This is a genomic window from Caldimonas caldifontis (genome assembly GCF_002930615.1).
GTDB lineage: Bacteria > Pseudomonadota > Gammaproteobacteria > Burkholderiales > Burkholderiaceae_C > Caldimonas > Caldimonas caldifontis.
Window position 1 is genome coordinate 168,494 of the sequence record NZ_PSNX01000010.1, and the last position, 23,944, is coordinate 192,437.

The 23,944-nt window shown below is 65.6% G+C and carries 21 protein-coding genes and 1 tRNA gene; 6 read left to right on the plus strand and 16 right to left on the minus strand.

Features of this window, described 5'->3' with window-relative positions; translation table 11 throughout:
* Positions 1–40 precede the first annotated feature (40 nt).
* The gene (locus tag C1704_RS11875) at positions 41–748 is read right to left on the minus strand and encodes a Crp/Fnr family transcriptional regulator (protein WP_104302933.1); all 708 of its coding nucleotides are present in this window, start codon (positions 746–748) and stop codon (positions 41–43) included.
* A gap of 74 nt (positions 749–822) precedes the next feature.
* Between C1704_RS11875 and C1704_RS11880 the strand changes: the two genes are divergently transcribed.
* On the plus strand, positions 823–1,608 hold the full coding sequence (locus C1704_RS11880) for a class II aldolase/adducin family protein (protein WP_245876465.1): 786 nt from the start codon (positions 823–825) through the stop codon (positions 1,606–1,608).
* On the opposite strand, the gene C1704_RS11885 is transcribed toward C1704_RS11880, so the two are convergent.
* Positions 1,609–2,316 (minus strand): histidine phosphatase family protein, encoded by a 708-nt coding sequence (locus C1704_RS11885; protein ID WP_104302934.1) that lies wholly within the window; start codon positions 2,314–2,316, stop codon positions 1,609–1,611.
* A gap of 24 nt (positions 2,317–2,340) precedes the next feature.
* Entirely contained in the window at positions 2,341–3,120 is a 780-nt protein-coding gene (locus C1704_RS11890; RefSeq protein ID WP_104302935.1) for an oxepin-CoA hydrolase, alternative type, read from the minus strand.
* Between the two features lie 646 nt (positions 3,121–3,766).
* On the opposite strand from C1704_RS11890, the gene C1704_RS11895 reads away from it, so the two are divergent.
* Complete coding sequence (locus tag C1704_RS11895; protein WP_146076079.1) at positions 3,767–5,248, plus strand: hypothetical protein; 1,482 nt, start codon at positions 3,767–3,769, stop codon at positions 5,246–5,248.
* A gap of 6 nt (positions 5,249–5,254) precedes the next feature.
* On the opposite strand, the gene C1704_RS11900 is transcribed toward C1704_RS11895, so the two are convergent.
* Genes C1704_RS11900 through lptF form a run of 5 tightly spaced genes read right to left on the minus strand, consistent with a single transcriptional unit; the run spans position 5,255 to position 10,043 of the window.
* The gene (locus C1704_RS11900) at positions 5,255–6,421 is read right to left on the minus strand and encodes a pyridoxal phosphate-dependent aminotransferase (RefSeq protein ID WP_104302937.1); all 1,167 of its coding nucleotides are present in this window, start codon (positions 6,419–6,421) and stop codon (positions 5,255–5,257) included.
* An 8-nt stretch (positions 6,422–6,429) separates the two neighbouring features.
* Positions 6,430–7,386 carry a CysB family HTH-type transcriptional regulator gene (locus tag C1704_RS11905; protein WP_104302938.1) on the minus strand — a complete coding sequence of 319 codons (957 nt, stop codon included), beginning with the start codon at positions 7,384–7,386 and terminating at the stop codon, positions 6,430–6,432.
* 55 nt (positions 7,387–7,441) lie between these two features.
* Positions 7,442–7,822 (minus strand): sirohydrochlorin chelatase, encoded by a 381-nt coding sequence (locus C1704_RS11910; RefSeq protein WP_104302939.1) that lies wholly within the window; start codon positions 7,820–7,822, stop codon positions 7,442–7,444.
* A gap of 5 nt (positions 7,823–7,827) precedes the next feature.
* Positions 7,828–8,940: an LPS export ABC transporter permease LptG gene (gene lptG / locus C1704_RS11915; RefSeq protein ID WP_104302940.1), complete on the minus strand. Its 1,113-nt coding sequence runs from the start codon at positions 8,938–8,940 to the stop codon at positions 7,828–7,830.
* Entirely contained in the window at positions 8,937–10,043 is a 1,107-nt protein-coding gene (gene lptF / locus C1704_RS11920) for an LPS export ABC transporter permease LptF (RefSeq protein ID WP_104302941.1), read from the minus strand. The genes lptG and lptF overlap by 4 nt, the downstream gene beginning before the upstream one ends.
* 26 nt (positions 10,044–10,069) lie before the next feature.
* On the opposite strand from lptF, the gene C1704_RS11925 reads away from it, so the two are divergent.
* The 3 genes from C1704_RS11925 to C1704_RS11935 all read left to right on the plus strand — a co-directional run bounded on the left by C1704_RS11925 (position 10,070) and on the right by C1704_RS11935 (position 13,350).
* Positions 10,070–11,530: a leucyl aminopeptidase gene (locus C1704_RS11925; RefSeq protein ID WP_104302942.1), complete on the plus strand. Its 1,461-nt coding sequence runs from the start codon at positions 10,070–10,072 to the stop codon at positions 11,528–11,530.
* 14 nt (positions 11,531–11,544) lie between these two features.
* Entirely contained in the window at positions 11,545–11,988 is a 444-nt protein-coding gene (locus tag C1704_RS11930; RefSeq protein ID WP_104302943.1) for a DNA polymerase III subunit chi, read from the plus strand.
* 177 nt (positions 11,989–12,165) lie between these two features.
* A complete protein-coding gene (locus C1704_RS11935; protein ID WP_104302944.1) occupies positions 12,166–13,350 on the plus strand; it encodes a branched-chain amino acid ABC transporter substrate-binding protein in 1,185 nt (394 codons plus the stop codon).
* An 84-nt stretch (positions 13,351–13,434) separates the two neighbouring features.
* Here C1704_RS11935 and C1704_RS11940 read toward each other — a convergent pair whose 3' ends face one another.
* The 4 genes from C1704_RS11940 to C1704_RS11955 form a co-directional block, all read right to left on the minus strand.
* On the minus strand, positions 13,435–14,517 hold the full coding sequence (locus C1704_RS11940) for a TRAP transporter substrate-binding protein (RefSeq protein WP_104303008.1): 1,083 nt from the start codon (positions 14,515–14,517) through the stop codon (positions 13,435–13,437).
* 186 nt (positions 14,518–14,703) lie between these two features.
* Positions 14,704–14,794, minus strand: a tRNA-Ser gene (locus C1704_RS11945).
* A 91-nt stretch (positions 14,795–14,885) separates the two neighbouring features.
* Positions 14,886–15,812 carry an SPFH domain-containing protein gene (locus C1704_RS11950; RefSeq protein WP_104302945.1) on the minus strand — a complete coding sequence of 309 codons (927 nt, stop codon included), beginning with the start codon at positions 15,810–15,812 and terminating at the stop codon, positions 14,886–14,888.
* A 24-nt stretch (positions 15,813–15,836) separates the two neighbouring features.
* Complete coding sequence (locus C1704_RS11955) at positions 15,837–16,265, minus strand: NfeD family protein (RefSeq protein ID WP_104302946.1); 429 nt, start codon at positions 16,263–16,265, stop codon at positions 15,837–15,839.
* Between the two features lie 183 nt (positions 16,266–16,448).
* Here C1704_RS11955 and C1704_RS11960 point away from each other — a divergent pair, with 183 nt between their 5' ends.
* Positions 16,449–18,710, plus strand: coding sequence for an arginine/lysine/ornithine decarboxylase (locus C1704_RS11960; RefSeq protein WP_211286928.1), 2,262 nt, complete (start codon positions 16,449–16,451; stop codon positions 18,708–18,710).
* Positions 18,711–18,721: 11 nt separating this feature from the next.
* Here C1704_RS11960 and C1704_RS11965 read toward each other — a convergent pair whose 3' ends face one another.
* The 4 genes from C1704_RS11965 to malG form a co-directional block, all read right to left on the minus strand.
* Positions 18,722–20,605, minus strand: coding sequence for a glucokinase (locus C1704_RS11965; RefSeq protein ID WP_170064690.1), 1,884 nt, complete (start codon positions 20,603–20,605; stop codon positions 18,722–18,724).
* A 140-nt stretch (positions 20,606–20,745) separates the two neighbouring features.
* On the minus strand, positions 20,746–22,467 hold the full coding sequence (locus C1704_RS11970; protein WP_104302948.1) for an alpha-amylase family glycosyl hydrolase: 1,722 nt from the start codon (positions 22,465–22,467) through the stop codon (positions 20,746–20,748).
* An 85-nt stretch (positions 22,468–22,552) separates the two neighbouring features.
* On the minus strand, positions 22,553–22,996 hold the full coding sequence (locus C1704_RS11975; RefSeq protein WP_104302949.1) for a pullulanase-associated domain-containing protein: 444 nt from the start codon (positions 22,994–22,996) through the stop codon (positions 22,553–22,555).
* Positions 22,997–23,048: 52 nt separating this feature from the next.
* A complete protein-coding gene (malG, locus tag C1704_RS11980) occupies positions 23,049–23,939 on the minus strand; it encodes a maltose ABC transporter permease MalG (RefSeq protein WP_104302950.1) in 891 nt (296 codons plus the stop codon).
* Positions 23,940–23,944: the final 5 nt, after the last annotated feature.

The following is a 23,944-nucleotide window of genomic DNA, read 5'->3' on the forward strand; positions in this document are numbered from 1 at the left end:
TAGGTCAACGTGAGCCGGGCGCCTGCCGAAGCGCAGCCCGCTAGTGTTCGGCAATGGCCATCAGCTTGTCGCGCGAGAGCACGATCAGCCGCGTAGGCTCGATGCGCACAGCCCCTTCGCGCTCCAGGGCCTTGAGTTCCTGGTTGACCCGCTGGCGCGAGGCGCCCAGCAGCTGGGCCAGGTCTTCCTGTGCCAGCTGCAGGCCGATGCGGATTTCCTGTTCGCCCTGCGGCACGCCGTAGGTGCGTGCCAGCAGCAGCAGCTGCTTGGCCAGGCGTGCGGCCAGGGGCAGGGTGTTGAGGTCTTCCACCACATTGAACATCAGGCGCAGCCTGCGGCAGTTCAGGCGCAGCAGGGCCTCGTAGAGCTCGGTATGCTGCGCGAGCAGCTCCTTGAAGTCGGGCTTGCGCACGACCAGCAACGTGGTGTCGCCATGCGCATGCGCATCGTGCGTGCGTGGCAGGCCATCGAAGAGAGCGATGTCGCCGAACCACACGCCCGGCTCCACGTAGGTGAGCGTGACTTGCTTGCCCGACAGCGACACCGAACTCACGCGCACGGCTCCCTTGGCCACACCGATCCATTCGCTGGCAGGCTCGCCGCGTGAGGACATCAGCGCGCCGTCGCTGAGACGACGCACCGAGGCGCGTGACAGGATGGCTTGGCGCAGCGCAGGAGAAAGCTTGGAAAACCAAGGGCCGGACTCGATGGTGTTGCGTTCGGCGATTGTAAGAATGGGGGTCTGCATGTTTTGTCGCTGACGTGACAGAACGGCTGTCGGGGCTCCACGTATTGTCCACCCACATGTCAACCAGGAGACAGATGATGCAGCAATCTCTCTCGATCGACGAGATCCCTTCACTGAAAGGACGTGTGAGCGAAGACGAATGGCGCACCCGTGTCGATCTGGCCGCCGCCTACCGGCTGGTGGCGCTGTTCGGCTGGGACGATCTCGTCTTCACGCACATCACCGCACGTGTGCCGGGCACCGAAGACCAGTTCCTGATCAACCCTTATGGCCTGATGTTCGAGGAGATCACGGCCTCGAGTCTGGTGCGCATCGATCTGGCGGGCAAGAAGCTGGACGACACGCCTTTCGAGATCAACCCGGCGGGTTTCACCATCCACAGTGCCATCCACGCGGTTCGCCACGACGCGCATTGCGTGCTGCACACCCACACGCTCAATGGCATTGCCGTCTCGGCACAGAAGCATGGCGTGCTGCCGCTGTCCCAGCAGTCGATCTTCGTGCTGGGCAGTCTGGGCTATCACGACTATGAAGGGGTGGCGCTGCGCGACGACGAGAAGCCGCGCCTCGTGCGCGACCTGGGCGACAAGACTTACCTGATGCTGCGCAACCATGGTCTGTTGACCGTGGGGCCGACGGTGGCCGACGCCTTCCTGGCCATGTACCTCTTCGAGACCGTGTGCAACATCCAGGTCCGCGCGCTCGCCGGCGGGTCGGAACTCATCACGGTGGACCCTGCCATCATCGAAACCTCGGGCCACCAGGCCCGGCAGGTGACGCGAGGGCAGGGCGCCGGGGCGCTGACCTGGCCCGGCTTGTTGCGACGCCTGGACCGGCGCAGCCCTGGCTACGCTCGCTGATCACGCACCGGGACCGAGCCGCAGGTACTGCGAGAGGAGCTTTTCCATCGTCGTGTGACGCTCGTGCTCGTGCAGCCACTGGGTGGGCGCCAGGTTCACGGCGCGCACGACGAGGTCGTCCGTGCCCACGTCGATGATGTTGATGCAAGCAGGTGCCTGTTCGAAGCGGCCCAGGTAGCAGCGCTGCCCGGCCAGGGCGTAGGACAGCAGGCCGCGATTGACGGCACCGTGCAGCACCAGCAGAGCCTGGTCCCACGCAGGGTCGGCCAGCACTGACTGGAAAGCCGGCAGGATGCGGTCGAGCATCTCGCCGATCGACTCACCCCCCAGGAAGCGCGCGGACTCGTCCACCACACCCTGGAAGGCGCCGAGGAAGGCCTCACGGAGGTGGTCGCGCGGCAGGTCGGCCAGACGTCCGGGGCGGATCTCCTGCAGCGCCTCGTTCACTTCCAGCGGCTGACGCTGGCCCGCGGTGGCCAGCACACGCTCGGCGGTCTCCACCGTGCGTGGCAGGCCGCTCACCCACACCCGGTCAAAGCGCACACCCGCCTGACGGAATACGGCGCCGGCCGCATCCGCCTGCGCCCGCCCGGTGGCATTGAGCGGCACCGTGTCCGGGTGAACCGGGGTGCCGTCCGGCAGGAAGTAGTCCACGGAGCCATGACGCATCAGGTACAGGCGCCGACGGCGGGGCAAGGTGAGTGTCATGGCCGGCCCCCTGGCGAGGCCGCTTCAGCGAAAGCGGGCGGGGCGCTTCTCGAGGAAGGCAGCGATGCCTTCTCGGGCATTGGGGTGGTGCAGGTTGTCGACAAAGCTGTCTCGTTCGGCGTCGAGTTGCTGGGGCAGGGTGCGTGCCGGCCAGTGATTCAGCAACTCCTTCGAGCTGGCCAGGGCGTTGGGCGCCAGTTCGGACAGGCGCGCAGCCATGGCCAGAGCTTCGGCCAGGGCGCGACCCTTGTCTGTCACTCTGTTGACAAGGCCGAACTGGTGCAACCGCTCGGCCGAGATCGGTTCGCTCAGCCAGAGCAGTTCGGTGGCCAGTGGGCGCGGCAGCATCTGCATGAGTTGCCAGCTTGCGCCTCCGTCGGGGCTGAGGGCGATGCGGCTGTAGGCCAGCGTGAAGCGTGCGTCGCGGCCGGCGACCAGCAGGTCGCAGGCCAGGGCCAGCGAACACCCGCCCCCGGCCGCCACGGTCTCGACGGCGGCGATCACGGGCTTGGGGAAAGTGCGGATCGCCTCGATCCAGCGGTGAAAGCGCTCCAGCCGCGACGTCTGCACCTCGGGCCCGAGCTGGGCGTTGCGCTGCAACTGCTGCAGGTTGCCGCCCGCGCAGAAGGCGTCCCCTGCACCGGTGATCACGACGGCGCGGATCTCGTCGGACGACTCGGCCACGTTCAGTGCTTCCACGCCCGCGGCCATGATCTCCTCGGACAAGGCATTGCGCGTCTCGGGTGCGCTCAAGGTGAGCACCAGGGTGCGGTCGATGCGTTCGGTCAGGAGTTCACTGGACATGGCTGCTCATCGGGCCTGAGGACTGAAGCGATTGTGCATGACCCCGCCACACATCAGCGGAACCACGCACGGGAACATGAGGGCCTTCATGCTAGAGTCATTTCACCTGCGTGACACGCACCGCATGAAGAGCCTCCGCCCCTCCCGCCGAAAAAGTCTTTTGACGCCCTGGTTGTCCCTGGCCCTGTGTGGAGTCAGCGGGGGGGCATGGGGCCTCGGCTTCGGAGGAGCCAGCAGCCAGGCCACCCTGGGTCAGCCCCTGGACTTTGCTGTCCAGGTTCGGGTGGAGCCTGGTGAGCGGGGGGAGGCCGAGTGTGTCAGCGCCGAGGTGAGCTTCGGTGATGCGCGGCTGGGCCGAAGTCAGGTTCGTGCGCAATGGGATCCTCCGTCGCCGGGGCTGGAGCAGACCCTGAGGGTGCGTACCGCGGGTCCGGTGAGCGAACCCATCATCACCATCGATGTGACAGTGGGCTGCAAGTCCCGCCTGCAGCGGCAGTTCATTGCGCTGGCTGACCCTCCAAGCCTGGTGATGCCAGCTCCGCCGCCAGCTGCACAGGCGCCGGCGCCTGCCGTGGCCGCCTCACCGGCCGCGCGTCCAGCAGACCAAAGCAGCGCTCCTCCCTCCCGAACGGACAGGGGCAAGGCGGTGCGCTCCCCGACCCCCAGCGCGACCGACGCGGCGGCGCCAGCGCGTCGGCGGACGTCGCCCAGGACTGCCGACGCCCCTTCACGCCCGGCCGCCGAGCAACCGCGCCTGCGGCTCGATCCGCTCGACGCAGAACTCTTCAGCGCACCGTCGCTGCGCATCGCCGGCAGCCTGGGCAGCACAGAGCCGGCTTCCCCCGAACAGCAGCAGGCCGCCGCTGCCCTGTGGAAAGCCCTGAACACCACGCCGGAGCAGGCCGCACGCGACAGCGAACGGATGCGCCAGCTGGAAGAAAGCCTGGCCGCGCTGCGTCAGGAGTCGGCAGCCACGCGCCAGGCCCTGGAAGCATTGCAGGCCAACCTGCGCGAGGCACAACAGCAGCGCTACGCCAATCCGCTGGTGTATGTGCTGCTGGCGCTGTGCCTGGTGCTGGCGACCGCCCTGGTGTGGGTTGCGCGGCAGCGAGCCAGCGCATCGGGAACGTGGTGGCGCGCGTCGGCCGTGGGCAGCCTCCCGGTGGATCTGGCCTCGGCGCCCGCGCCCCATGAGCCGTCCAGGAAGGTCGACACAGCGCCCCCGCAGGTGGCGGAACCCCCACCGGCGGCCGTCCCTGAAGCGGCACCGGCAGCCCCAGTGGGGGCGCCGTCTGTCAAGCCGCCGTCGTCCCCGGTGGCCCCTGCGCAAAAGGCATCGGCGGCTTCGGGGCCAGCGGTCGGCACCCTGGCCGAGGCCGCAGATGCGCCTGAGAAGGTTGCAGTCGAGGAATTGATCGACCTGGAGCAGCAGGCCGAGTTCTTCATGGCCTTGGGTCAGGATGAATCGGCCATCGAGCTGCTGCAGGGGCACGTCAGGGAACATCGCGACCCGAGCCCTCTGCCCTTCCTGAAGCTGCTCGACATCCACAAACGCCGCGGGGATCGCGAGGCATACGACGATGTGCGCCGGCAGTTCAATCAGCGCTTCAATGCCTATGCGCCGTCATGGGAGGAGGATTTGTCCGAGGGACGGTCTCTGGAAGACTACCCCACGGTGATCTCCCGGCTGCAGCGCCTATGGGATTCTCCGGTGCGTTCCCTGGAAGTCCTGCAGGGTTCACTGCTGAGGGGCGATGGCGACGCCAAGGCCTTCGATCTGCCGGCCTATCGGGAATTGCTGGTGCTCTACGGCATTGCGCGTGACCGGGTTCAGCTCGACTCGACCGGTGCGGAGGTCGATCTGCTGCTTCCGCTGGACGAGCCCGAAGACCCCTACGCGACCCGGCTGGAGCCCACGCTGGGAGTGCAGGGCGCTTCCTCCTTCGAGGCGCCCTCGGTGCCTGAAGAGGACAAAGTCGATGTGCACCTCGACCTGGGCCCCGGTGGACCCGACCGTGACCTGTCGCCTGCCCCCAAGCCGTCCGATGCGGTGCCCAGCAACCTGATCGAGTTCACGCCGGACGAACCTGTGCACGGTCTGGAGCCCGGCAAGGACCGGCAGGCCTGAAGCCCCTCAGAGGCGAGACAGTCTTTCCAGCGCAAGACCGAGCGTCTCGTCGCGCTTGGCAAAGCAAAAGCGTGCAAGACGGCGGTCGGTGCCGTCGCTGTAGAAGACCGACAGCGGAATGGCGGCCACGCCCACGTCGGTGGTCAGCCAGCGACAGAAGTCCACCTCTCCCAGCGGGCTGATGGCGCTGTAGTCCACGCACTGGAAGTAGCTGCCCTGGCTGGGGAGCAGGCGAAAGCGCGTGCCCGACAGGCCGGCGCGGAAGAGGTCGCGCTTGCGCTGGTAGAACGCCGGCAGTTCCAGGTAGGGCGCCGGGTCAGCCATGTAGGCCGCCAGGGCGTGCTGCATGGGCGTGTTCACGGTGAACACGTTGAACTGGTGCACCTTGCGGAACTCGGCCATCAGAGCGGCCGGTGCAGCCACATAGCCCACCTTCCAGCCGGTGACGTGATAGGTCTTGCCGAAGCTCGAGACGATGAAGCTGCGCTCGGCAAGGTCTGCGTGCCGCGCCACACTCTCGTGTTGCTGCCCATCGAAGATCATGTGTTCGTAGACCTCGTCGCTGATCACCACGATGTTGGTCGGCCGCAGCAGGTCAGCCAGCGCGCGCATGTCGTCGGCAGTCCAGACCGTGGCGCTGGGGTTGTGCGGGGTGTTCAGGATGAGGGCGCGCGTTCTCGGCGTGATCGCCTGCGCAATGCGTGCAAAGTCAGGGCGGAAGTCGCCTGCCTCGGCGCTTCGCCCCAGCGGCACGAACACCGCCTTGCCGCCGGCCAGCTCGATGTTGGGTTCATAGCTGTCGTAGCACGGTTCGAGCACGATCACTTCGTCGCCAGGGTGCACCACGGCCAGGATGGCCGTGAGGATGGCCTGGGTGGCACCGGCGGTGACCGTGATCTCGCGACCCGGGTCGTAGCGACGGCCGTACAGTGCCTCGATCTTGGCGGCAATGGCCTCGCGCAGGGCAGGCACTCCGGCCATGGGCGGGTACTGGTTGTGGCCGGCACGCAGGGCTGCGTTCACCGCGTCGAGCAGGCGGGGGTCGCAGTCGAAGTCGGGGAACCCCTGACCCAGGTTGACGGCGTCATGGTCCTGCGCCAGGGCCGACATCACGGTGAAGATGGTGGTGCCCACCTTGGGCAGGCGGGTGGTGAGTTGGGGGACAGCGTTCATGGGCAGGCTCAGAGGTCGTAGGAGCTGGACTCGCCGCCCATGGCCCGCATGATGAGGTTGCGGTTCAGGCGTTCCGAGGTCAGCTCGGCAAAGGCATAGACGAAACTGCGCAGGTAGGCGCCCCGCTTGAAGGCGATGCGCGCCAGGTTCTGGCCGAACAGATGACCGGCGGGCCGCCACACCAGGTCGCCTGCGGGCGCAGCAAAGGTCGGGTCGTCTCGCACGGCCATCTCGGCCACGATGCCCACACCCAGGCCCAGGCGCACATAGGTCTTGATCACGTCGGAGTCGATGGCCTCCAGCACGATGTTGGGCTTGAGCTTGCGCAGTGCAAAGGCCTGGTCGATCTTGGTGCGACCGGTGAACGAGGGGTGGTAGGAGATGAGCGGCTCGCCAGCCAGGTCGTCCAGCGACAGCCGTTCGACGCTGGCCAGGCGATGCTGGGCCGGCAGCACCACCACGTGCGACCACTCGTAGCACGGCAGGGTCACCAGGTCCTCGAAGCCCGCCAGCGACTCGGTGGCCAGACCCACCTCGGCGGTTTCCTGCAGCAGCATCTGGGCCACCTGCTCCGGCGTGCCCTGGTGCAGACTGACACTCACCTTGGGAAATCGCTTGCGCAGCTGTGCGACCGGTGCCGGCAGCACGTAGCGTGCCTGCGTGTGGGTGGTGGCGATCGACAGGGTGCCGGTGTCCTGCTTCGAGAACTCTTCGCCGATGCGCTTGAGGTTGCCCACCTCACGCATGATGACCTCGATGGACTTGAGGACTTCCTGGCCGGGCTCCGTCACCCGTTTCAGACGTTTGCCATGCCGCGCGAAGATGTCGACGCCCAGCTCTTCCTCCAGCTCGAGAATGGCCTTGGACACACCCGGTTGCGAGGTGTAGAGCGCCTTTGCGGTTTCCGTGAGGTTCAGGTTGCGCCGCACGGCTTCCTGGACAAAGCGGAACTGGTGCAGGTTCATATTTCAAGACCATCTGAAGATGTCTTGAATTATGTCACTGAAGAATGAAACCGGCTTAGCCGGTGCGCCCCATGCGCGCCACCACCGCCGCCATGGCCGCGATCACTTCCGGATCCTCGCCGATGGCTGGCTGCAGGGTCCAGCGCACATCCGGGTGCTGCTTCTCCAGCGCTTGCATGAGGTGCGGCAGGTCCTTGCGGACGTGGCCGCCGGCGCCCAGGAACAGGGGCACGACCTGGACCTCGGCACATCCTTGGGCGGCCAACTGCTGCGCAGCCTCGGGAAGAGACGGGGGCATGAACTCGAGGAAGGCCAGCGCCACCCGGGTGTCCGGGCGCAACTGCTCCACATGGGTGCGAACCGCCTGGAAAGGCTGAGCCCAGGCCGGGTCGCGAGCGCCATGGGCGAAGAGGATGATGCCGTGGGGACGCAACATGAGCCTCAGCGGTGGCGCACCAGCCAGTTGAAGGCCAGCAGCGACAGCAGGAAATACACGGCACTGGGGGTGGCCGCCGCGACCCACGGGGTCCAGTCCTGCAACAGCCCGATGTGGGTGAAGACGTTGTTCAGCAACACGAAGCTGATCCCGAGCATGATGCCACCGAAGACCTTCAGGCTGATGCCCCCTGAACGGCTGTGCAGGTAGGCGAAGGGCAGGGCGAGCATGACCATCACCAGGCAGGCGAAGGGGTAGAGCACCTTCTTCCAGAACTGGATTTCGTAGCGTTGGGCAGCCTGCTCATTGTCAGACAGGTGCGTCATGTAGCGAAAGAGGTCGAGCGCGGACATCTCGCTGGGGGGACGCACGGCGGCCACCACCACGTTGCGGGTGAGCGTGCTGCGCCATTCAAAGCGGTCCAGCTGCTCTTCAATCACCTCCAGGTCGCCTCCTTTGGCCTGAGGCCGCCAATGGCTGCGTTGCACGCTGCTAAGCTGCCACAGGCCATCGTCGCCCACCACCGCGGAGTCTGCTTGCAGCTGACCGATGAGCCGGGCGTCGGCATCGAATTCGTAGAGCCGGACGTTGCGCAGGCGACCGTCCGGCCCGGCTGCAGTCACTTGGACGGAATAGCTGCGTTCGCCCTCGGGGGTGATTTGACGGTCTTTCAGCCAGGTGCCTGCCTGCCCATAGACGGTACCGCCTCGCGCAGCGGTCCGCACGGCATGCGCTTCGCGGTCGAAAGCCGGGGAGAGGTAGTCGCCCAGGACGAAGGTGGCAGCAGCAAACGCAAGGCCCAGGCCGAGCAACAGCGTGAGTGCGCGCTGCGGCCCCAGGCCGCTGACGCGCAGGATCGTGAATTCCGACGATTGGGCCATGCGTGCCAGGGCGTAGATGGTGCCGATCAGCACGGCAATGGGCATGAGCACGTACAGATGGCCCGGCAGCAGCAGCAGGCAATAGAGCAGGGCCTGGTGCAGTTGGTACCCTCCTCGGCCCACACGCTCAAGCTCATCGACCACGTCGATGAAGAAGAACAGGGCCAGAAAAGCGATGGCCACGAAGGCAATCGCACCCAGCACGTCGGTGTAAAGCAGGCGGCGGACCGTCTTCATGGAGCAGTTCGGGGTCGGGCCGGACGCGGCCAGGGCAGCCAGCCGGCCCAGCCGCGCTCTCGCCAGCGAAGCAGCGCCAAGGCCAGCAAGGCGGTGCCACCATGGATCAGGAGCAGTGCGGCCACCGGCGTGAGGCGACCGGTGCCCACCCAGGCCTGGGACAGGTTCAGCAGGTTGTAGTACACGATGAATGCCAGCAGCGCAGCCATCAGGTTCCAGCTCGTACCCCGCCGCGGCGAGGTGGCTGACAGGGCCACCCCGAGGAGCAGCAGATTGAAGGCCGTCAGGGGCAGCCCAACCCGCCAGGTGAGCTCTCCGAGGTGACGGGGTTGCGGATCCAGCAGCAGCGACAGGCTGGACAGGGCTCGCGCAGGCGGGGTGACCTCCTGGGTGCGCACCTTTTCATCGATCAGCAGCCGGTAGCTGTCGAACTGCGCAATACGTCGTTCGCCCGTGCGCTGGTTGTGGTCGGCCTGCTGGCCGGCCTCCAGCACGAGGTAGCGGTCCTCGCCCTCCACCTCGATCCTGCCGATGCTGGCCGTCGTCACGGACTCACGCTCGTCGTTGCGCGTAAGAACAAAGACATTGCGGCCCACGCGACCCTCATCGGTGTTGCGCTCGATGAAGAACACGCGACGACCGTCACTCGAACTCTGGAACTGGCCAGGCGTCACGCGGGAGAGGTCGGAGCGCTGCTCATACAGCGTGCGCAAGTCCCGGATGCTCTGGTTCGCCCAGGGCCATACCAACAAGGCGAGCACCGCGATCACGGCCAGCACGGGGGCGCCCAGGCGCAGCACCGGCTTGACGAAGCGGCTGAGCGGCACGCCGCTGGCGAACCAGACGGCCATTTCACTGTCGCGGTACATGCGCGAGAGTGTGCTCACCGTGGCCACGAACAGGGACAGTGCCAGGACAGTGGGCAGGTAGCCCAGCACGGTGTAGCCCATCAGCAGCACCACATGCTGAGGGGACACCGCACCGCTGGCCGCCTGGCCCAGGGTACGGATGAGCATCATGGTGAGCACGATGGTCAGCAGCACCACGAGGGTGGCGCCGAAGCTGCGGCCCAGCTCTTTGCGAACGGAGGAATCGAATAACATCGAAGCACTGAATGAACGGCGACATTATGGACTTTCGAGCGCTTTCTTCCGCGGCCACCCTGTGGGCCGAAACCCCTTGCGATGCCCTGGTGATCATCCTCAACGCCAACATGGCCGACCAAGGGCTGCCTCCTGCCCTTGCTGGGCTGCTGGACGACGCCATCAAGGCGGGTGATCTGGCGCTGAAGGCGGGGCGTGTGCTGTATGCGCACCGTCCGGCGGGCGTTCGGGCGCCGCGCCTGGTCTGGTCGGTGGCGGCCAACGATTCGGCCAAGAGCCTGCGCGCGGCGGCTCAGGGGGCCTTCCAGGCGCTCAAGTCCGGTGGGGCCCGCCACGTCGTCGTGGCGCGTTGCGGGGCCAAGGGCTTGGAGTCGGCGCATGCCCAGGCGCTGGTGGGCGCGGTGCAAGACGCCGCCTATGTGTACCGGCACACCAAGCCCAGCGCTCCGCCCGCGCCGGCCCTTGCCCGGGTCAGCGTGCTGGTGGACAAGGCAGAGCTCAAGGGAGTGCAGCAGGCCCTCATCCAGGCGTCGGCCATTGCCGAGGGCGTTGCCTTGGCTCGCGAGTGCGCCAATCGGCCGGGCAACCATTGCACCCCCACCCATCTGGCCCAGGAAGCCCGCAAGCTGGCGCGCGAGCACGGGCTCAAGGTCGAGGTCCTCGACCGCAAGGCCGTGGAAAAGCTGGGCATGGGGGCTTTCCTCGCCGTCGCCCAAGGCTCGGAACAGCCCCTGCGCTTCATCGTGCTGCGCTACGAGGGGGGCCGCAAGGGCGAGGCGCCGCACGTCCTGGTGGGCAAAGGCATCACCTTCGACACCGGGGGCATCTCCATCAAGCCGGCGGGTGAGATGGACGAAATGAAGTTCGACATGGGCGGCGCCGCCAGCGTGCTGGGCACCCTGCGGGCCGTTGCCCAGCTGAAGCCGCGCCTCAACGTCGTCGGGGTGATCCCCGCATGCGAGAACATGCCTGACGGTCGTGCGGTCAAGCCGGGGGACGTGGTGACCAGTCTGTCGGGCCAGACCATCGAGATCCTCAACACCGATGCGGAAGGCCGTCTCATCCTGTGTGATGCGTTGACCTATGTCGAACGCTTCAAGCCGGCATCGGTCATCGACATTGCCACCCTCACCGGTGCCTGCGTGATCGCGCTGGGTCATCATCACACCGGATTGTTCACGGCCGATGATGAAATGGCCCAGGCCTTGCTTGCCAGCGGGCAGGAATCGCTCGACCCGTGCTGGCGCATGCCGTTGGACGACGAGTACGAGGAGGCGCTCAAGAGCAACTTCGCCGACATGGGCAATGTGGGCGGCCGAGCAGGAGGGGCCATCACGGCCGCCATGTTCCTGCGCAAGTTCACGGGCAAGTACCGCTGGGCGCACCTCGACATCGCTGGCACCGCCTGGAAGAGTGGCGCTGCCAAGGGGGCCACGGGCCGCCCCGTGGGCCTGCTCACGCGCTACCTGCTGCGCCAGGCCGATTGAGTCAGGGTGAGGCCGTGACGGCCATTGCATTCCACTTCAACATACCCGACAAGCTGGGCTATGCCTGCCGGCTGCTGCGCAAGGCGGTGCGGCAAGGTGTGCCGGTGGGGGTGGTGGGGGGCGAGCGCCAGCTCGCTGAACTCGATCGGGCCCTGTGGAGCTTCGACCCTGTCGATTTCGTGCCGCACGCCAGCATCGCGGACGGATCGCCCCGGGTGCCTTCGCGGGTGGCAACGCGCACGCGCCTGTGGCTGGCCCGGCGTGCCCACGACTTGCCGCACCGATCGGTGCTGGTGAACATCGGGGTGGAGGTGCCCGATGGTCATGAGGCCTTCGAGCGCCTCATTGAACTGGTTGCCAGTGACGAGGACGACCGCCTTGCAGGGCGGCAGCGCTGGAAGCACTACCAGGGTGCGGGCCACCCGATCGAGCGCCACGAGGTCGGGCTCTCCGGCTGAGGCCTCTTGCTTTGAGCTGGCCCGCCACTTGCTTCAAGCGTGACGGCCACGCAACATCAATCAGGGGCAACGCCATGGAGTTTTTCACGCGGATTGATATACAGTTTGCGATTCAAGCTCCGGGGCGGCCTGGCCGCGCCCTCAACCCAGTTCGCTGAATCTCTTTCAAGGACATCTATGAAGAAGCTGACACTCCTGGCATCCGCGGTCGCTCTGGCCGGTTTGGCCGCATGTGGAAAAAAGGAAGAGGCACCCGCTGCCGCGGCGCCTGCTGCGGCGCCTGCGGTCAGTGAGGAAGTTGTTCGCCTCGGGCACGTGGGTCCCACCAGCGGTGCCATCGCCCACCTGGGCAAGGACAACGAGATGGGTGCACGTCTGGCGGTTGACGAACTCAACGCCCAGGGGCTGGTCATCGGTGGCAAGAAGATCCGCTTCGAACTGCTGGCCGAAGACGATGCTGCCGATCCGAAGCAAGGCACCGCGGCTGCTCAGAAGCTGGTGGACTCCGGCGTCAAGGGTGTGATCGGTCACCTGAACTCCGGCACGACCATCCCGGCCTCGAAGATCTACAACGACGCGGGCATCCCGCAGATCTCTCCCTCGGCTACCAACCCCCGCTACACCCGTCAGGGCTTCAACACCGCCTTCCGTGTGGTGGCTGACGACGTTCACCTGGGTGGCACGCTGGGCCGCTATGCCGTGGAAACCCTGAAAGGCAAGGCGATCGCCGTGATCGACGATCGCACCGCCTATGGTCAAGGCGTGGCGGACGAGTTCGAGAAGGCCGTCAAGGCTGCCGGTGGTAACGTCGTGGCGCGCGAGTTCACGCATGACAAGGCCACCGACTTCACCGCCATCTTGACCACGGTGAAGGGCAAGAACCCCGACGTGGTGTTCTACGGTGGCATGGATGCCGTGGCCGGCCCGATGCTGCGCCAGATGAAGTCCCTGGGCATCAATGCCAAGTTCATGGGCGGCGATGGCATCTGCACGGGCGAACTGCCCAAGCTGGCTGCCGGCAGCATGGCGGACGATCAGGTCTACTGTGCCGAGGCGGGTGGCGTCGAAGGCGAGCAGAAGGCGGGCATGGACGCCTTCAAGGACAAGTTCAAGCAGAAGTTCAACATCGACGTGCAGCTGTACGCTCCGTACGTGTATGACGCGACCCTGACCCTGGTGGAAGCCATGAAGAAGGCCGACTCCGTCGATCCCGCCAAGTACCTGCCTGAACTGGCCAAGATCGAATACAAGGGCGTGACCGGTACGATCGCCTTCGACGAGAAGGGCGACATCAAGAACGGTGCCCTGACCCTGTTCACCTACAAGGGTGGCCAGCGCGAGCAACTCGCCGTGATCCGCTGATCATCGGGGTCCTTGGCCCCATGAAAAAAGGCGTCCTTCGGGACGCCTTTTTCTTTGCCCGGCCTTCGCGGCCGGGGAGTCCGCTCAGATCTTGGCGGTGCTGATGTAGCTGTCGTAGCGCCACTCCGAGAAGCGGCTCCACAGGATCTGGTCGCGCTGGAAGGCGCGCATGTCCTGGTGGATCTTCTTGAACTCGGCCGACTTGGCCTCGTGCTCGGCAAACACCTCCATGGCCGTCCTGAAGCCCGCGTCCATCACGGCCTTCGGGAAGGCCACGAGCTTGGTTCCGGAGGCGACCAGTCGCTTGAGCGCTGCCGGGTTCTCGGCATCGTACTTGGCGGTCATGTCACGCGCAGCCACGGCGCCAGCGGCACGGACGATGGCCTTGTTCTCGGCTGACAGGGCGTCAAAGGCCTTCTTGTTGATGAAGAAGGCGAGTTCGGCGCCACCCTCCCACCACCCTGGGTAATAGTAGAAGGGGGCCACCTTGTTGAAGCCCAGCTTCTCGTCGTCGTAGGGGCCGACGAACTCGGTGGCATCGAGTGTGCCCTTTTCGAGCGCCTGGTAGACCTCGCCGGCCGGCATGTTCTGGGCCACCACACCCAGCTTGGCCATCGACTCGCCGAACAGGCCGCCACCCATGCGCATCTTCAGACCTTTCAGGTCGGCGACGGTCTTGATTTCCTTGCGATACCAGCCACCCATCTGAGTGCCGGTATTGCCTGCGCTCATCGAGACGATGTTGAACTTGGCATAGAACTCGTCCATCAGCTTGCGGCCGTTGCCATGCTCCATCCATGCGTCCATGTGACGCGCGGTCAGTCCGAAAGGCACGGCGCAACCGAAAGCGAAGATCGAATCCTTGCCAGTGAAGTAGTAGGGCGCCGTCTGCGCCATTTCGATGGTGCTGTTCTGGAGCGCGTCGACCACGCCGAAGGCGGGCACGAGCTCGCCGGCAGCATGCAGCGACACTTCGAAACGACCACCAGACAGGGCCTTGACCGTCTCGGCAAACTTCTCTGCCGACCCGAAGATGGTGGGCAGGGACTTGGGAAAGCTCGAAGCCAGGCGCCAGCGAACGGCGGTTTGAGCATGAACGGCCGGGGCAACACCCGCGGCCAGGACACCGGCGATGCCGGCGTTTGCAATCAGGGAACGGCGATCCAACTTCACGAAAACTACTCCTCGGTACTCTGAAAGAAAACGGTGCAGCATCGCCACCAAGGCGGGCCGCACCTGTAACCGAGTATGCCAGTCGGGTGCCAGGACGACCGGGCGCCGCCGAATACCGGTGTACGGCAGTGCGGTTCCGGAAAAGCAAAACCCCGCAGAGCGAGGCTACATGCGGGGTTCTGGCGGAGAGGGCGGGATTCGAACCCGCGGTGGGCTATTAACCCACACACGCTTTCCAGGCGTGCGACTTAAACCACTCATCCACCTCTCCAGGGTGTTTGTGGGGCCCACCGGCCGAAGCGCGAGATTGTAGCAAGTTTGGCGATGCTTGCGAACACGGTCGAGCGAAGTGGGCCGGCCGATCAGCGGCCGGAGGGGGTGGCCCCCTTCATCAGCGTCATCGCGGTGCCGATCAGCGCAGAGACCTCGGTCATGTTGCCGGGCACGATCATGGTGTTGTTCTTCTGCGCCAGCTGGGCATAGGCTTCCACGGCCTTCTCGGCCACCTTGAGGTTGACGGCCTCAGTGCCGCCAGGCTGCTGGATCGCCGAGGCGATCTTGCGAATGGCTTCAGCGGTGGCGTCGGCCACGGCGACGATGGCAGCCGCCTGACCCTGTGCGATGTTGATTTCGGCCTGGCGTTCGCCTTCCGACTTGTTGATGAAGGCCTGGCGCTCGCCCTCGGCAATGTTGATCTGCTCCTGCTTGCGACCTTCCGAAGCGGCGATGAGGGCGCGCTTCTCGCGCTCGGCCGTGATCTGAGCCTGCATGGCGCGCAGGATCTCGTTGGGTGGTGTCAGGTCCTTGATCTCGTAGCGCAGCACCTTCACGCCCCAGTTCAGCGCGGCTTCGTCCAGCGCATTGACGACCGCAACGTTGATCGCCTCGCGCTCCTCAAAGGTTTTGTCCAGCTCCATCTTGCCGATCACCGAGCGCAGCGTGGTCTGGGCAAGCTGGGTGATGGCAATGATGTAGTTGGACGAGCCGTAGCTGGCCCGCATGGGGTCGGTGACCTGAAAGTACAGGATGCCATCCACCGCCAGTTGAGTGTTGTCTTTCGTGATGCAGACCTGGCTGGGCACATCCAGGGGAATTTCCTTCAGCGAGTGCTTGTAGGCCACACGGTCGATGAAGGGTACCAGGATGTTCAGACCCGGGTTGAGCACCGCATGGAAGCGGCCCAGGCGTTCAACCACCCAGGCGTTCTGCTGGGGAACGACCTTGAGCGAGCGAATGATGAACACCAGCACGATGGCGGCGATGACGAGGGCGACGATCTGAAAGTCCATGGGTCCTCCTGAGGTGAAAGCGGCTCAGCGGTCGATCAGCAGGCGGGTGCCTTCGACGGCCTTGATGACGAACGCGCCAGGTTCGGGCGTGTCCGAGCCCGCATAGCGAGCGGTCCAGGTGGCGCCGCGGTAGTGCACGCGGGCGGTGCGGTCGGCCTGCCACTGTTCCACCGTGACACGTTCGCCGACGTCGAGCTGGTTGAGGTCGGCCCGACCTCGGCTGGACAAGGCGGCGGCCTTGCCCCGTCGCCAGCGCCATCCGGCCACGGCGCCGCCTCCGACCAGTGCGGCGGCCACCAGTTGTCCGGCCAGCCCGGCACCTGCATGCGCCGCCAAGGCGCCTGCCGACAGGCCCAGGGCAAGCATCAACAGGTAGAAGGTGCCCGAGAGCAGTTCGGCGATCACGGCCAGGCCGGCCAGGATCCACCACCAGGTTGAAGCTTCGAAATCCATCGGTACGGGACTCCTTGGTGTCAATGGACCGACGGCAGTGTACGTTCAGTGCGGCCCGGATGGCCGAAGGCCTTATCTTCCAGGTGTGGCGCGTGCGGAACAGGACGGACCCGTCATCGCCTCAGGGTGCCTGAAGCCCTACACTTCGCGGTTTCCGTTCTGACTTGAGCCCAGGGGGCCGCCATGCTGCGCTTTCACTTTCCCGTCGTGATCATTGATGAGGATTTTCGCTCCGAGAATGCCTCGGGCCTGGGCATCCGCGCTCTGGCCGGTGCCATTGAGAAAGAGGGCTTCGAGGTCCTGGGGGTGACGAGCTACGGTGATCTGTCGCAGTTCGCCCAGCAACAAAGTCGTGCCAGCGCCTTCATTCTGTCGATCGATGATGAGGAGTTCGGCACGGGCTCCAGCGAGGAGGTGGACGTGGCGCTCAAGGGCCTGCGAGCCTTCGTCAGCGAGATTCGCTTCAAGAACGCCGAGATTCCGATCTACCTCTACGGCGAGACACGCACCTCCCAGCACATTCCGAACGACGTGCTGAAGGAACTGCACGGCTTCATCCACATGTTCGAGGACACCCCGGAGTTCGTGGCACGCCACATCATCCGCGAGGCCAAGAGCTACCTCGATTCGCTGGCGCCGCCGTTCTTCCGCGCGCTGGTGGGCTACGCCCAGGACGGCTCCTATTCCTGGCACTGCCCGGGGCACTCCGGCGGCGTGGCCTTCCTGAAGAGCCCCATCGGTCAGATGTTCCACCAGTTCTTCGGCGAGAACATGCTGCGTGCCGACGTGTGCAACGCCGTGGAAGAGCTGGGGCAGCTGCTGGATCACACCGGCCCGGTGGCGGCATCGGAGCGCAATGCGGCGCGCATCTTCAACGCTGACCATTGCTTCTTTGTCACGAATGGCACCTCCACGTCCAACAAGATGGTGTGGCACCACACGGTGGCCCCGGGGGACGTGGTGGTGGTGGACCGCAACTGCCACAAGTCCATCCTGCACGCGATCACGATGACCGGCGCTGTGCCGGTGTTCCTGACGCCCACGCGCAACCACTACGGCATCATCGGCCCCATCCCGCAGAGCGAGTTCACCCGCGAGGCCATCCAGAAGAAGATCGCCGCCAACCCCTTGCTCAAGGGCGTGGACCCGAAGAAGGTGAAGCCGCGCGTGCTCACGATCACGCAGAGCACCTACGACGGCGTGCTCTACAACACCGAGAGCATCAAGTCGATGCTCGATGGCTACATCGACACGCTGCATTTCGATGAGGCCTGGCTGCCGCACGCGGCTTTCCACGACTTCTACGCCGGCATGCACGCCATGGGCAAGGGGCGGGTGAAGACCAAGGAGTCGCTGGTGTTTGCCACGCAGTCCACGCACAAGCTGCTGGCCGGTCTGAGCCAGGCCTCACAAATCCTCGTGCAGGACTCGCAGACCCGCAAGCTGGATCGGGCCCTGTTCAACGAAGCCTACCTGATGCACAGCTCCACCTCGCCGCAGTACGCGATCATTGCGTCGTGCGACGTGGCGGCGGCCATGATGGAGCCGCCCGGCGGCACGGCCCTCGTGGCCGAGAGCATCCTGGAAGCGCTCGACTTCCGCCGTGCGATGCGCAAGGTGGAGAAGGAGTTCGGCAAGGACTGGTGGTTCAAGGTCTGGGGACCCGACAAGCTGGTCGATTCGGGCATCGGTGAGCGCGAGGACTGGCTCATCAAGGGGTCGGCCAAGTGGCACGGCTTCGGCAAGCTCGCCGAAGGCTTCAACATGCTCGACCCGATCAAGTCGACCATCGTCACCCCGGGCCTGGACCTCAATGGCAAGTTCGCAAAGACCGGTATCCCGGCCTCGATCGTCACCAAGTACCTGGCCGAACACGGCGTGGTGGTCGAGAAGACCGGGCTCTACTCTTTCTTCATCATGTTCACCATCGGCATCACCAAGGGCCGCTGGAACACGATGCTGACGGCCCTGCAGCAGTTCAAGGACGACTACGACAAGAACCAGCCGATGTGGCGCATCCTGCCGGAGTTCTGTGCACAGCACCCGCGCTACGAGCGCATGGGCCTGCGGGACCTCTGCCAGGGCATTCACGAGATGTACGCCCGCAACGACATCGCGCGCCTGACCACCGAGATGTATCTGTCCGACTTGCACCCGGCGATGAAGCCCAGCGACGCCTACGCCCGCATCGCCCACCGCGAGACCGAGCGGGTCGAGATCGACAAGCTGGAAGGGCGGATCACGACCTCGCTGCTGACGCCCTACCCCCCGGGGATCCCGCTGCTGATCCCGGGTGAGCGCTTCAACCGCAAGATCTGCGACTACTTGCGCTTCACGCGCGAGTTCAATGCGGCCTTCCCCGGCTTCGACACCGACGTGCACGGCCTGGTGGAAGAGGAGGATGCGACCGGAACGCGCCGCTACTACGTGGATTGCGTGCGCTGACGGCGGGGCCGTCAGAGCACGTGGGAGATCAGCATGCCCGGCGGATGGTCGCCGGGCGTCTCGCCCGGTTGCGCTGAACGAGGCACGCTGCTGCCGGCCTCACGGCGCATCGCCACGCCCACGGCCATCATGTCGACCACCAGCAGGTGCAGGATGCGCGAGATCATCGCCAGGAAGGTGGCACTGTCCTCGTTGTGATCCACCGGGATGCACACGGTGGCCTTCTTGGCCAGCGGTGACTTGCTGGCCGTGATGGCCAGCACCGCAGCGCCTCGGTCACGCGCCAGTGTGGCGGCACGCACCAGCTCCGGTGGCTGACCCGAACTGGAGATGAAGACGGCGACGTCCTGGGGGCCGAGCAACTCGGCGGCCATCGACTGCATCGAGGCATCGGTGTGGGCCACGGAAGGGATGCGGAAGCGGAAGAGCTTGTGCTGGGCGTCGAGCGCCACCACCGTGGAGTTGCCCATCGCGTAGAACTCGACGCGCTTGGCTTCGCGCAGCAGTTCGATGGCCTCGTCCACCGCCTCGACGTTGAGCGACTCGCGGAACTGCACGATGGCAGAGATCGTGTTGTCCAGCACCTTGGCGCATAGGTCGGGGGTGGCGTCCTGCCGGCGCACCTGCGTCCGCTGCACGGGAATGTTGCCGGTCAGGCCGGAGGCGAGCTTGAGCTTGAAGTCGGCCAGCCCCTGGAAGCCCAGTGAGCGGCAGAAGCGGATCACCGTGGGCTGACTCACCTCGGCCATCTGGGCGATCACGGCAATGGCATCGTTCAGCACCGTGCGCGGGTTGTCGAGCACGAAATCAGCCACCCGTCGCTCGGCCGGCGTGAGGCTGGGGCGGGCGGCCCGCACACGCTCCATCAGCGGATTGCCCCCTTCGTGGGCCGGCACATGCTCGGCCAGCAGCGAGGACACGCCATGGAAGGCCGGGTTCTCTGCCGTGAGGACATAGGTGGGGATGCGCGCCACGTAGCCGGAGAAGCGGCCCTTGGCCTCGAAGCGTTCCCGGAAGCCCGAGCGCAGGAAGAACTCGCCCAGACGCGGCACGATGCCGCCACCGATGTACAGGCCGCCAGTGGCCCCGAGCGTGAGCGCCAGGTTGGACGCCACGGTGCCGAGCATGTTGCAGAAGGTCTCGACGGCTTCCACGCACCAGGGGCAGAGGTTCTGGATGGCGCGTTGGACGATGTCGGTGGTGCTCAGGCGGGCGGGCAGGTCGGTGCGCCCGTCAGTCAGCGCCTGGTAGATGATCTCGATGCCGGGGCCCGACACCAGCCGTTCGGCGGATACGTGGGTGAGCGACTTCCAGGCGTACTGGAGCACCTTGAGCTCACGCTCGTCGGCCGGCGAAAAGCTGACGTGGCCCCCTTCGGTGGCGAGCGTGGCCCAGCGGTCGCCCACAGGGACGAGGCCCGAGACACCCAGGCCGGTACCCGGCCCCAGCAGGCCGATCACCCCATTGGCCTGGGGTTCGCCGCCACCGACCTGTTCACGCCCTTGTTCACCCACCCGGGGCAGCGACATTGCCAGTGCGGTGAAGTTGTTCACCACCAGCAGGGTGGACAGGCCCAGCAGGCGCTGGGCCCCGGCAATGGAGAAGGCCCAGTCGCGATTGGTCATGCGCACCCAGTCGCCTTCGATGGGATTGGCGATGGCCACGGCCGCATGGCGAGGCTTCGTCCCCGGCGGCAGGCTGTCCAGATAGGCCTGGACGACCTCCACGAAACCCGGGTAGTCGGCGCAGGGGAGCACCGTCACGTAGTCGAATCGCCCAGGCTGATGCTCCAGGCAGAAGCGTGCGTAGGTCGCCCCGATGTCGGCGAGCAGGCGGGGGTCGGGATAGGGCGGCGTGAATCCTGGCACGTTAGCGCTCCCCACGGACCCGAGCATGGGGGTGGTCAGGACGGAGGCGGCGGCGTCTGGGGTGGGCAGGGGCATGGGCTGATCTCTCCATGCGCACTGTACCCAAGATTGCCCGCCACCGATCGGCAGGGGCGGCGCCAAGACCCTGGAGCTGCATGCCTGGCCTTTCAGCGCGAGACAGCCGGTGCACGCTCGAGCAGCACGACCCGTCCTGCCTCGAGGCGCACCTGACCCGAAGCCACGCTGACGAGCTGGCCGGTGTAGGCATCGCGCAATCGTTCGCCCTCCTTGAAGACCGAGCCGACAGGGATCGTTGCCGGACCCGGCGTGGGCAGTGCCACCACCACGCGGTCGCCACTGGGCGCGTCGATGCGGCTGAACACATAGGGCGAGGCCTGCAGTTGCTCGTGCACGCCGCGAGCCAGTGCAACATGGCGAGCGCGGAACGTGCCCAGCCTGCGCCAGTGACTCAGAAGGTCCTGGTCGATGCTGTCCCAGTTCATGAACGAACGGGTGGACTGCTGGGGATCGCTGCGCGGGCGGTGGCCTTCGGGACGGCCGGTTTCGTCGCCATAGAAGATCTGGACTCCACCGGGCACCAGCATCAGGGCTGTGCCGGCTTCATACAGGCGCTTGCGGCTGAAGAGCTCCGTGTCGTGCGAGGAGATGTAGGCGAGATTGTTGAAATCCGGCCGGCCCGCATAGACGCGCGCGTACTGGGCGAAGATCGGTTCGGGCTCGTTGAATCGCCGCCCCTGCTGCTGGAAGTTGAAATCGATCATCGCGTCGAAGCCGGCATCGTGCAGCGCGGTACGCTGCGGCCCATGTCCCCAGTACTCGCCCACCATCCAGAAGGGCTCGTCGTCGATCTTCTGCTGGGGGTTCTTCGCCTTCCATTCGGCCAAGGCCTTGGTGGCCTCGCGCTTGAGTTCGGCCCACGCTTCGGGTTCGACGTGCTTGACGGTGTCGGCGCGGAAGCCGTCGATGCCGTACTCGCGGACCCAGTCAGTCAGCCACTTGATGAGATAGCCACGCACGGTGGTGTCCGGCAGGTCGACAGCCCGGGTGCCCGGCTTGTTGCGCAGGAAGGTCGGCAGCTTGACGGCCTGCTGGCTCTCGGTCCGGAAGTCGGGCAGGTAGGCCAGCTGCATGGTGCGGTCATCACGTCCGCCGTCGATGTAGCCCGGAAGACCGGCGCGGACCCAGTCGCGCCCCCACCATTCGCCGAAGGCAAAGTTGTTGTAGTCGATGTAGCTGTGGTAGTTGCGCAAGGTGGCGTTCTCGTGCCCCGGCCACAGCACCTTGGGGACAAGCTCGGAGGCGGTGCGGATGTCGAGGTAGCCGGGATGGTTCATCACCACGTCGAAAAGCACGCGGATGCCCTGCGCGTGAGCCGTGCGCACCATCTCGCGCAGTTCATCGGGCGTACCCATGTTCTGGTCGAGCACGGTGTAGTCGAGCGCGTAGTAGCCGTGGTAGGCGTAGTGCTTGAACTCCTTGTCGCCGCCGACCACCCATCCGCGGATCTGCTCGTACGGGGCGGTGATCCACAGGGCGTTGACACCGAGCGACTTGAAGTAGCCCTCCTTGAGTTTGACCGTCAATCCCTTGAGATCACCGCCCTGGAAGGTGCCCACGTCGTCACGCGCGTTGGCTTCGCGCTGGCGGCCGTAGCTGTTGTCGTTGCCCGGGTTGCCGTTGAAGAAGCGATCGGTGATGACGAAGTAGACGATCGGGTTGTCGGCGAACCGGCCCGGCACGCTGTCCGGGATGGCCGTGCTGGCCTGCATGGCCGGCGTAGCGGTGGCCTGGGGCTTCGTCGACGGAGTAGAGGTGCCGCAGGCGGCCATCAGAGGCGCGAGCAGCAGAGCCAGGTGGTGGGGCTTCATGGCACGAGAGAGACGAAAGGGTGGGCACCGCTCCACGCCAAGGCGCGGAGCGGGTCGATCGCGAGCGCGAGCGGAAGACCTCAGCTCACTTGCAGGGCTTGGCTTCGCGGGCCTTCTTCGCATCAGCCAGGGAGGTATAGATCGCGCGGTCGCCGTTGTTCACCCAGATCTGCTTGTGCGCGTTGCCATCGAAAGCCATGTCGCGGCCACCTTGGTCCTTGGTGTCGCCCTTGTGGATGATGTAGTTGACACGACCTTTGACGTAGTCGTCGAGCTTGGTGTGCCAGTACACGCCAAAGTCGTCCTGGCCCGTGGGCATCATGGGCTTTTGCCATTCGATGCCTGGCAGAGGAATGCCGCCGTCCTTCCAAAGGTGCACCCCCCAACCGTCGTAGTTGTTGTCGCAGCGGTTGTAGTGAATGGACACGAAGCCCGCCGGAGGAGCGGAGCTCTGAGCGATGGCGCTACCCAGGGTGAGCGCGGTCAGCGCGGCGGCGGCCGCCTTGGCGAAGATGTGTGCAGGCGTCATGGCGATGTCTCCTTGCGGTGGTTGAAGGGCGGTTGGGGAAGAGGGTGCAATCTCAGCCCTTGATGCCGCCGGCCGTCAGGCCGGAGACCATCCATTTCTGGGCGAGGATGAAGACGACAGTGATGGGCAGGCCCGACAGGATGGCCGCTGCCGCAAAGTCGCCCCAAAGGTAGCGTTGTTCGTACAGAAAAAGTTTGGAGCCGACGGCCAGGGTGAGTTGGTCCTGCCCCTGCAGCAGCACGGAGGCCACCGGGTACTCGATGATGGCGTGGATGAACGCAAGCAGGAAGACCACCAGCAGGATGGGGACCGCCATCGGCAGCAACACGAGGCGAAAGGCTTGCCAGGGCGAGGCCCCATCGACCTTGGCCGCTTCCTCGATCTCACCGGGGATGGTGTCGAAGTAGCCTTTGATGGTCCAGGTGAACAGTCCGATGCCTCCCGCGTAGGCCAGCAGCAGCGAGGCATGACTATTGATCCCGAAGAAGGGAAACACGTTGCCGATGCGATCGAAGATGGCATAGATGGCCACCAGGGCCAGCACGGCCGGGAACATCTGGATCAGCAGTAGGGCCGACAGGGCCTGCGACTTGCCGCGGAACTTCATGCGTGAGAAGGCATAGGCGGCGGTGGTGGACAGCAGCAAGGTGATGATCCCCGACAGGGTGGCCACCTTCACCGAGTTCCACAGCCAGCGCAGCACGGGGAAGGGCGGTTCGACCATCCGCCCATCCGGCCCCTCATAGGACATCCCGAGCGCCAGCTTCCAGTGCTCGAGGCTGATCTGATCGGGAATGAGGCTGCCCGCGGCAAAATTTCCAGGCCGCAGTGAGATCGACAGGATCATCAGGAACGGGAAGATGATCACGGCGATCAGGCAGATCAGAAATGCGTGGGCTGCGAGCACACGCCAGCGATGGGATTTGTCGAGAACGATGGCCATGGTGG

Excerpts from the sequence above, each read along its gene's own strand:
- C1704_RS11875 (WP_104302933.1), bottom strand. The coding sequence starts at position 748 with ATGCAGACCCCCATTCTTACAATCGCCGAACGCAACACCATCGAGTCC.
- C1704_RS11880 (WP_245876465.1), top strand. The coding sequence starts at position 823 with ATGATGCAGCAATCTCTCTCGATCGACGAGATCCCTTCACTGAAAGGA.
- C1704_RS11885 (WP_104302934.1), bottom strand. The coding sequence starts at position 2,316 with ATGACACTCACCTTGCCCCGCCGTCGGCGCCTGTACCTGATGCGTCAT.
- C1704_RS11890 (WP_104302935.1), bottom strand. The coding sequence starts at position 3,120 with ATGTCCAGTGAACTCCTGACCGAACGCATCGACCGCACCCTGGTGCTC.
- C1704_RS11900 (WP_104302937.1), bottom strand. The coding sequence starts at position 6,421 with ATGAACGCTGTCCCCCAACTCACCACCCGCCTGCCCAAGGTGGGCACC.
- C1704_RS11905 (WP_104302938.1), bottom strand. The coding sequence starts at position 7,386 with ATGAACCTGCACCAGTTCCGCTTTGTCCAGGAAGCCGTGCGGCGCAAC.
- C1704_RS11910 (WP_104302939.1), bottom strand. The coding sequence starts at position 7,822 with ATGTTGCGTCCCCACGGCATCATCCTCTTCGCCCATGGCGCTCGCGAC.
- lptG (WP_104302940.1), bottom strand. The coding sequence starts at position 8,940 with ATGAAGACGGTCCGCCGCCTGCTTTACACCGACGTGCTGGGTGCGATT.
- lptF (WP_104302941.1), bottom strand. The coding sequence starts at position 10,043 with ATGTTATTCGATTCCTCCGTTCGCAAAGAGCTGGGCCGCAGCTTCGGC.
- C1704_RS11925 (WP_104302942.1), top strand. The coding sequence starts at position 10,070 with ATGGACTTTCGAGCGCTTTCTTCCGCGGCCACCCTGTGGGCCGAAACC.
- C1704_RS11935 (WP_104302944.1), top strand. The coding sequence starts at position 12,166 with ATGAAGAAGCTGACACTCCTGGCATCCGCGGTCGCTCTGGCCGGTTTG.
- C1704_RS11950 (WP_104302945.1), bottom strand. The coding sequence starts at position 15,812 with ATGGACTTTCAGATCGTCGCCCTCGTCATCGCCGCCATCGTGCTGGTG.
- C1704_RS11955 (WP_104302946.1), bottom strand. The coding sequence starts at position 16,265 with ATGGATTTCGAAGCTTCAACCTGGTGGTGGATCCTGGCCGGCCTGGCC.
- C1704_RS11960 (WP_211286928.1), top strand. The coding sequence starts at position 16,449 with ATGCTGCGCTTTCACTTTCCCGTCGTGATCATTGATGAGGATTTTCGC.
- C1704_RS11965 (WP_170064690.1), bottom strand. The coding sequence starts at position 20,605 with ATGCTCGGGTCCGTGGGGAGCGCTAACGTGCCAGGATTCACGCCGCCC.
- C1704_RS11970 (WP_104302948.1), bottom strand. The coding sequence starts at position 22,467 with ATGAAGCCCCACCACCTGGCTCTGCTGCTCGCGCCTCTGATGGCCGCC.
- C1704_RS11975 (WP_104302949.1), bottom strand. The coding sequence starts at position 22,996 with ATGACGCCTGCACACATCTTCGCCAAGGCGGCCGCCGCCGCGCTGACC.
- malG (WP_104302950.1), bottom strand. The coding sequence starts at position 23,939 with ATGGCCATCGTTCTCGACAAATCCCATCGCTGGCGTGTGCTCGCAGCC.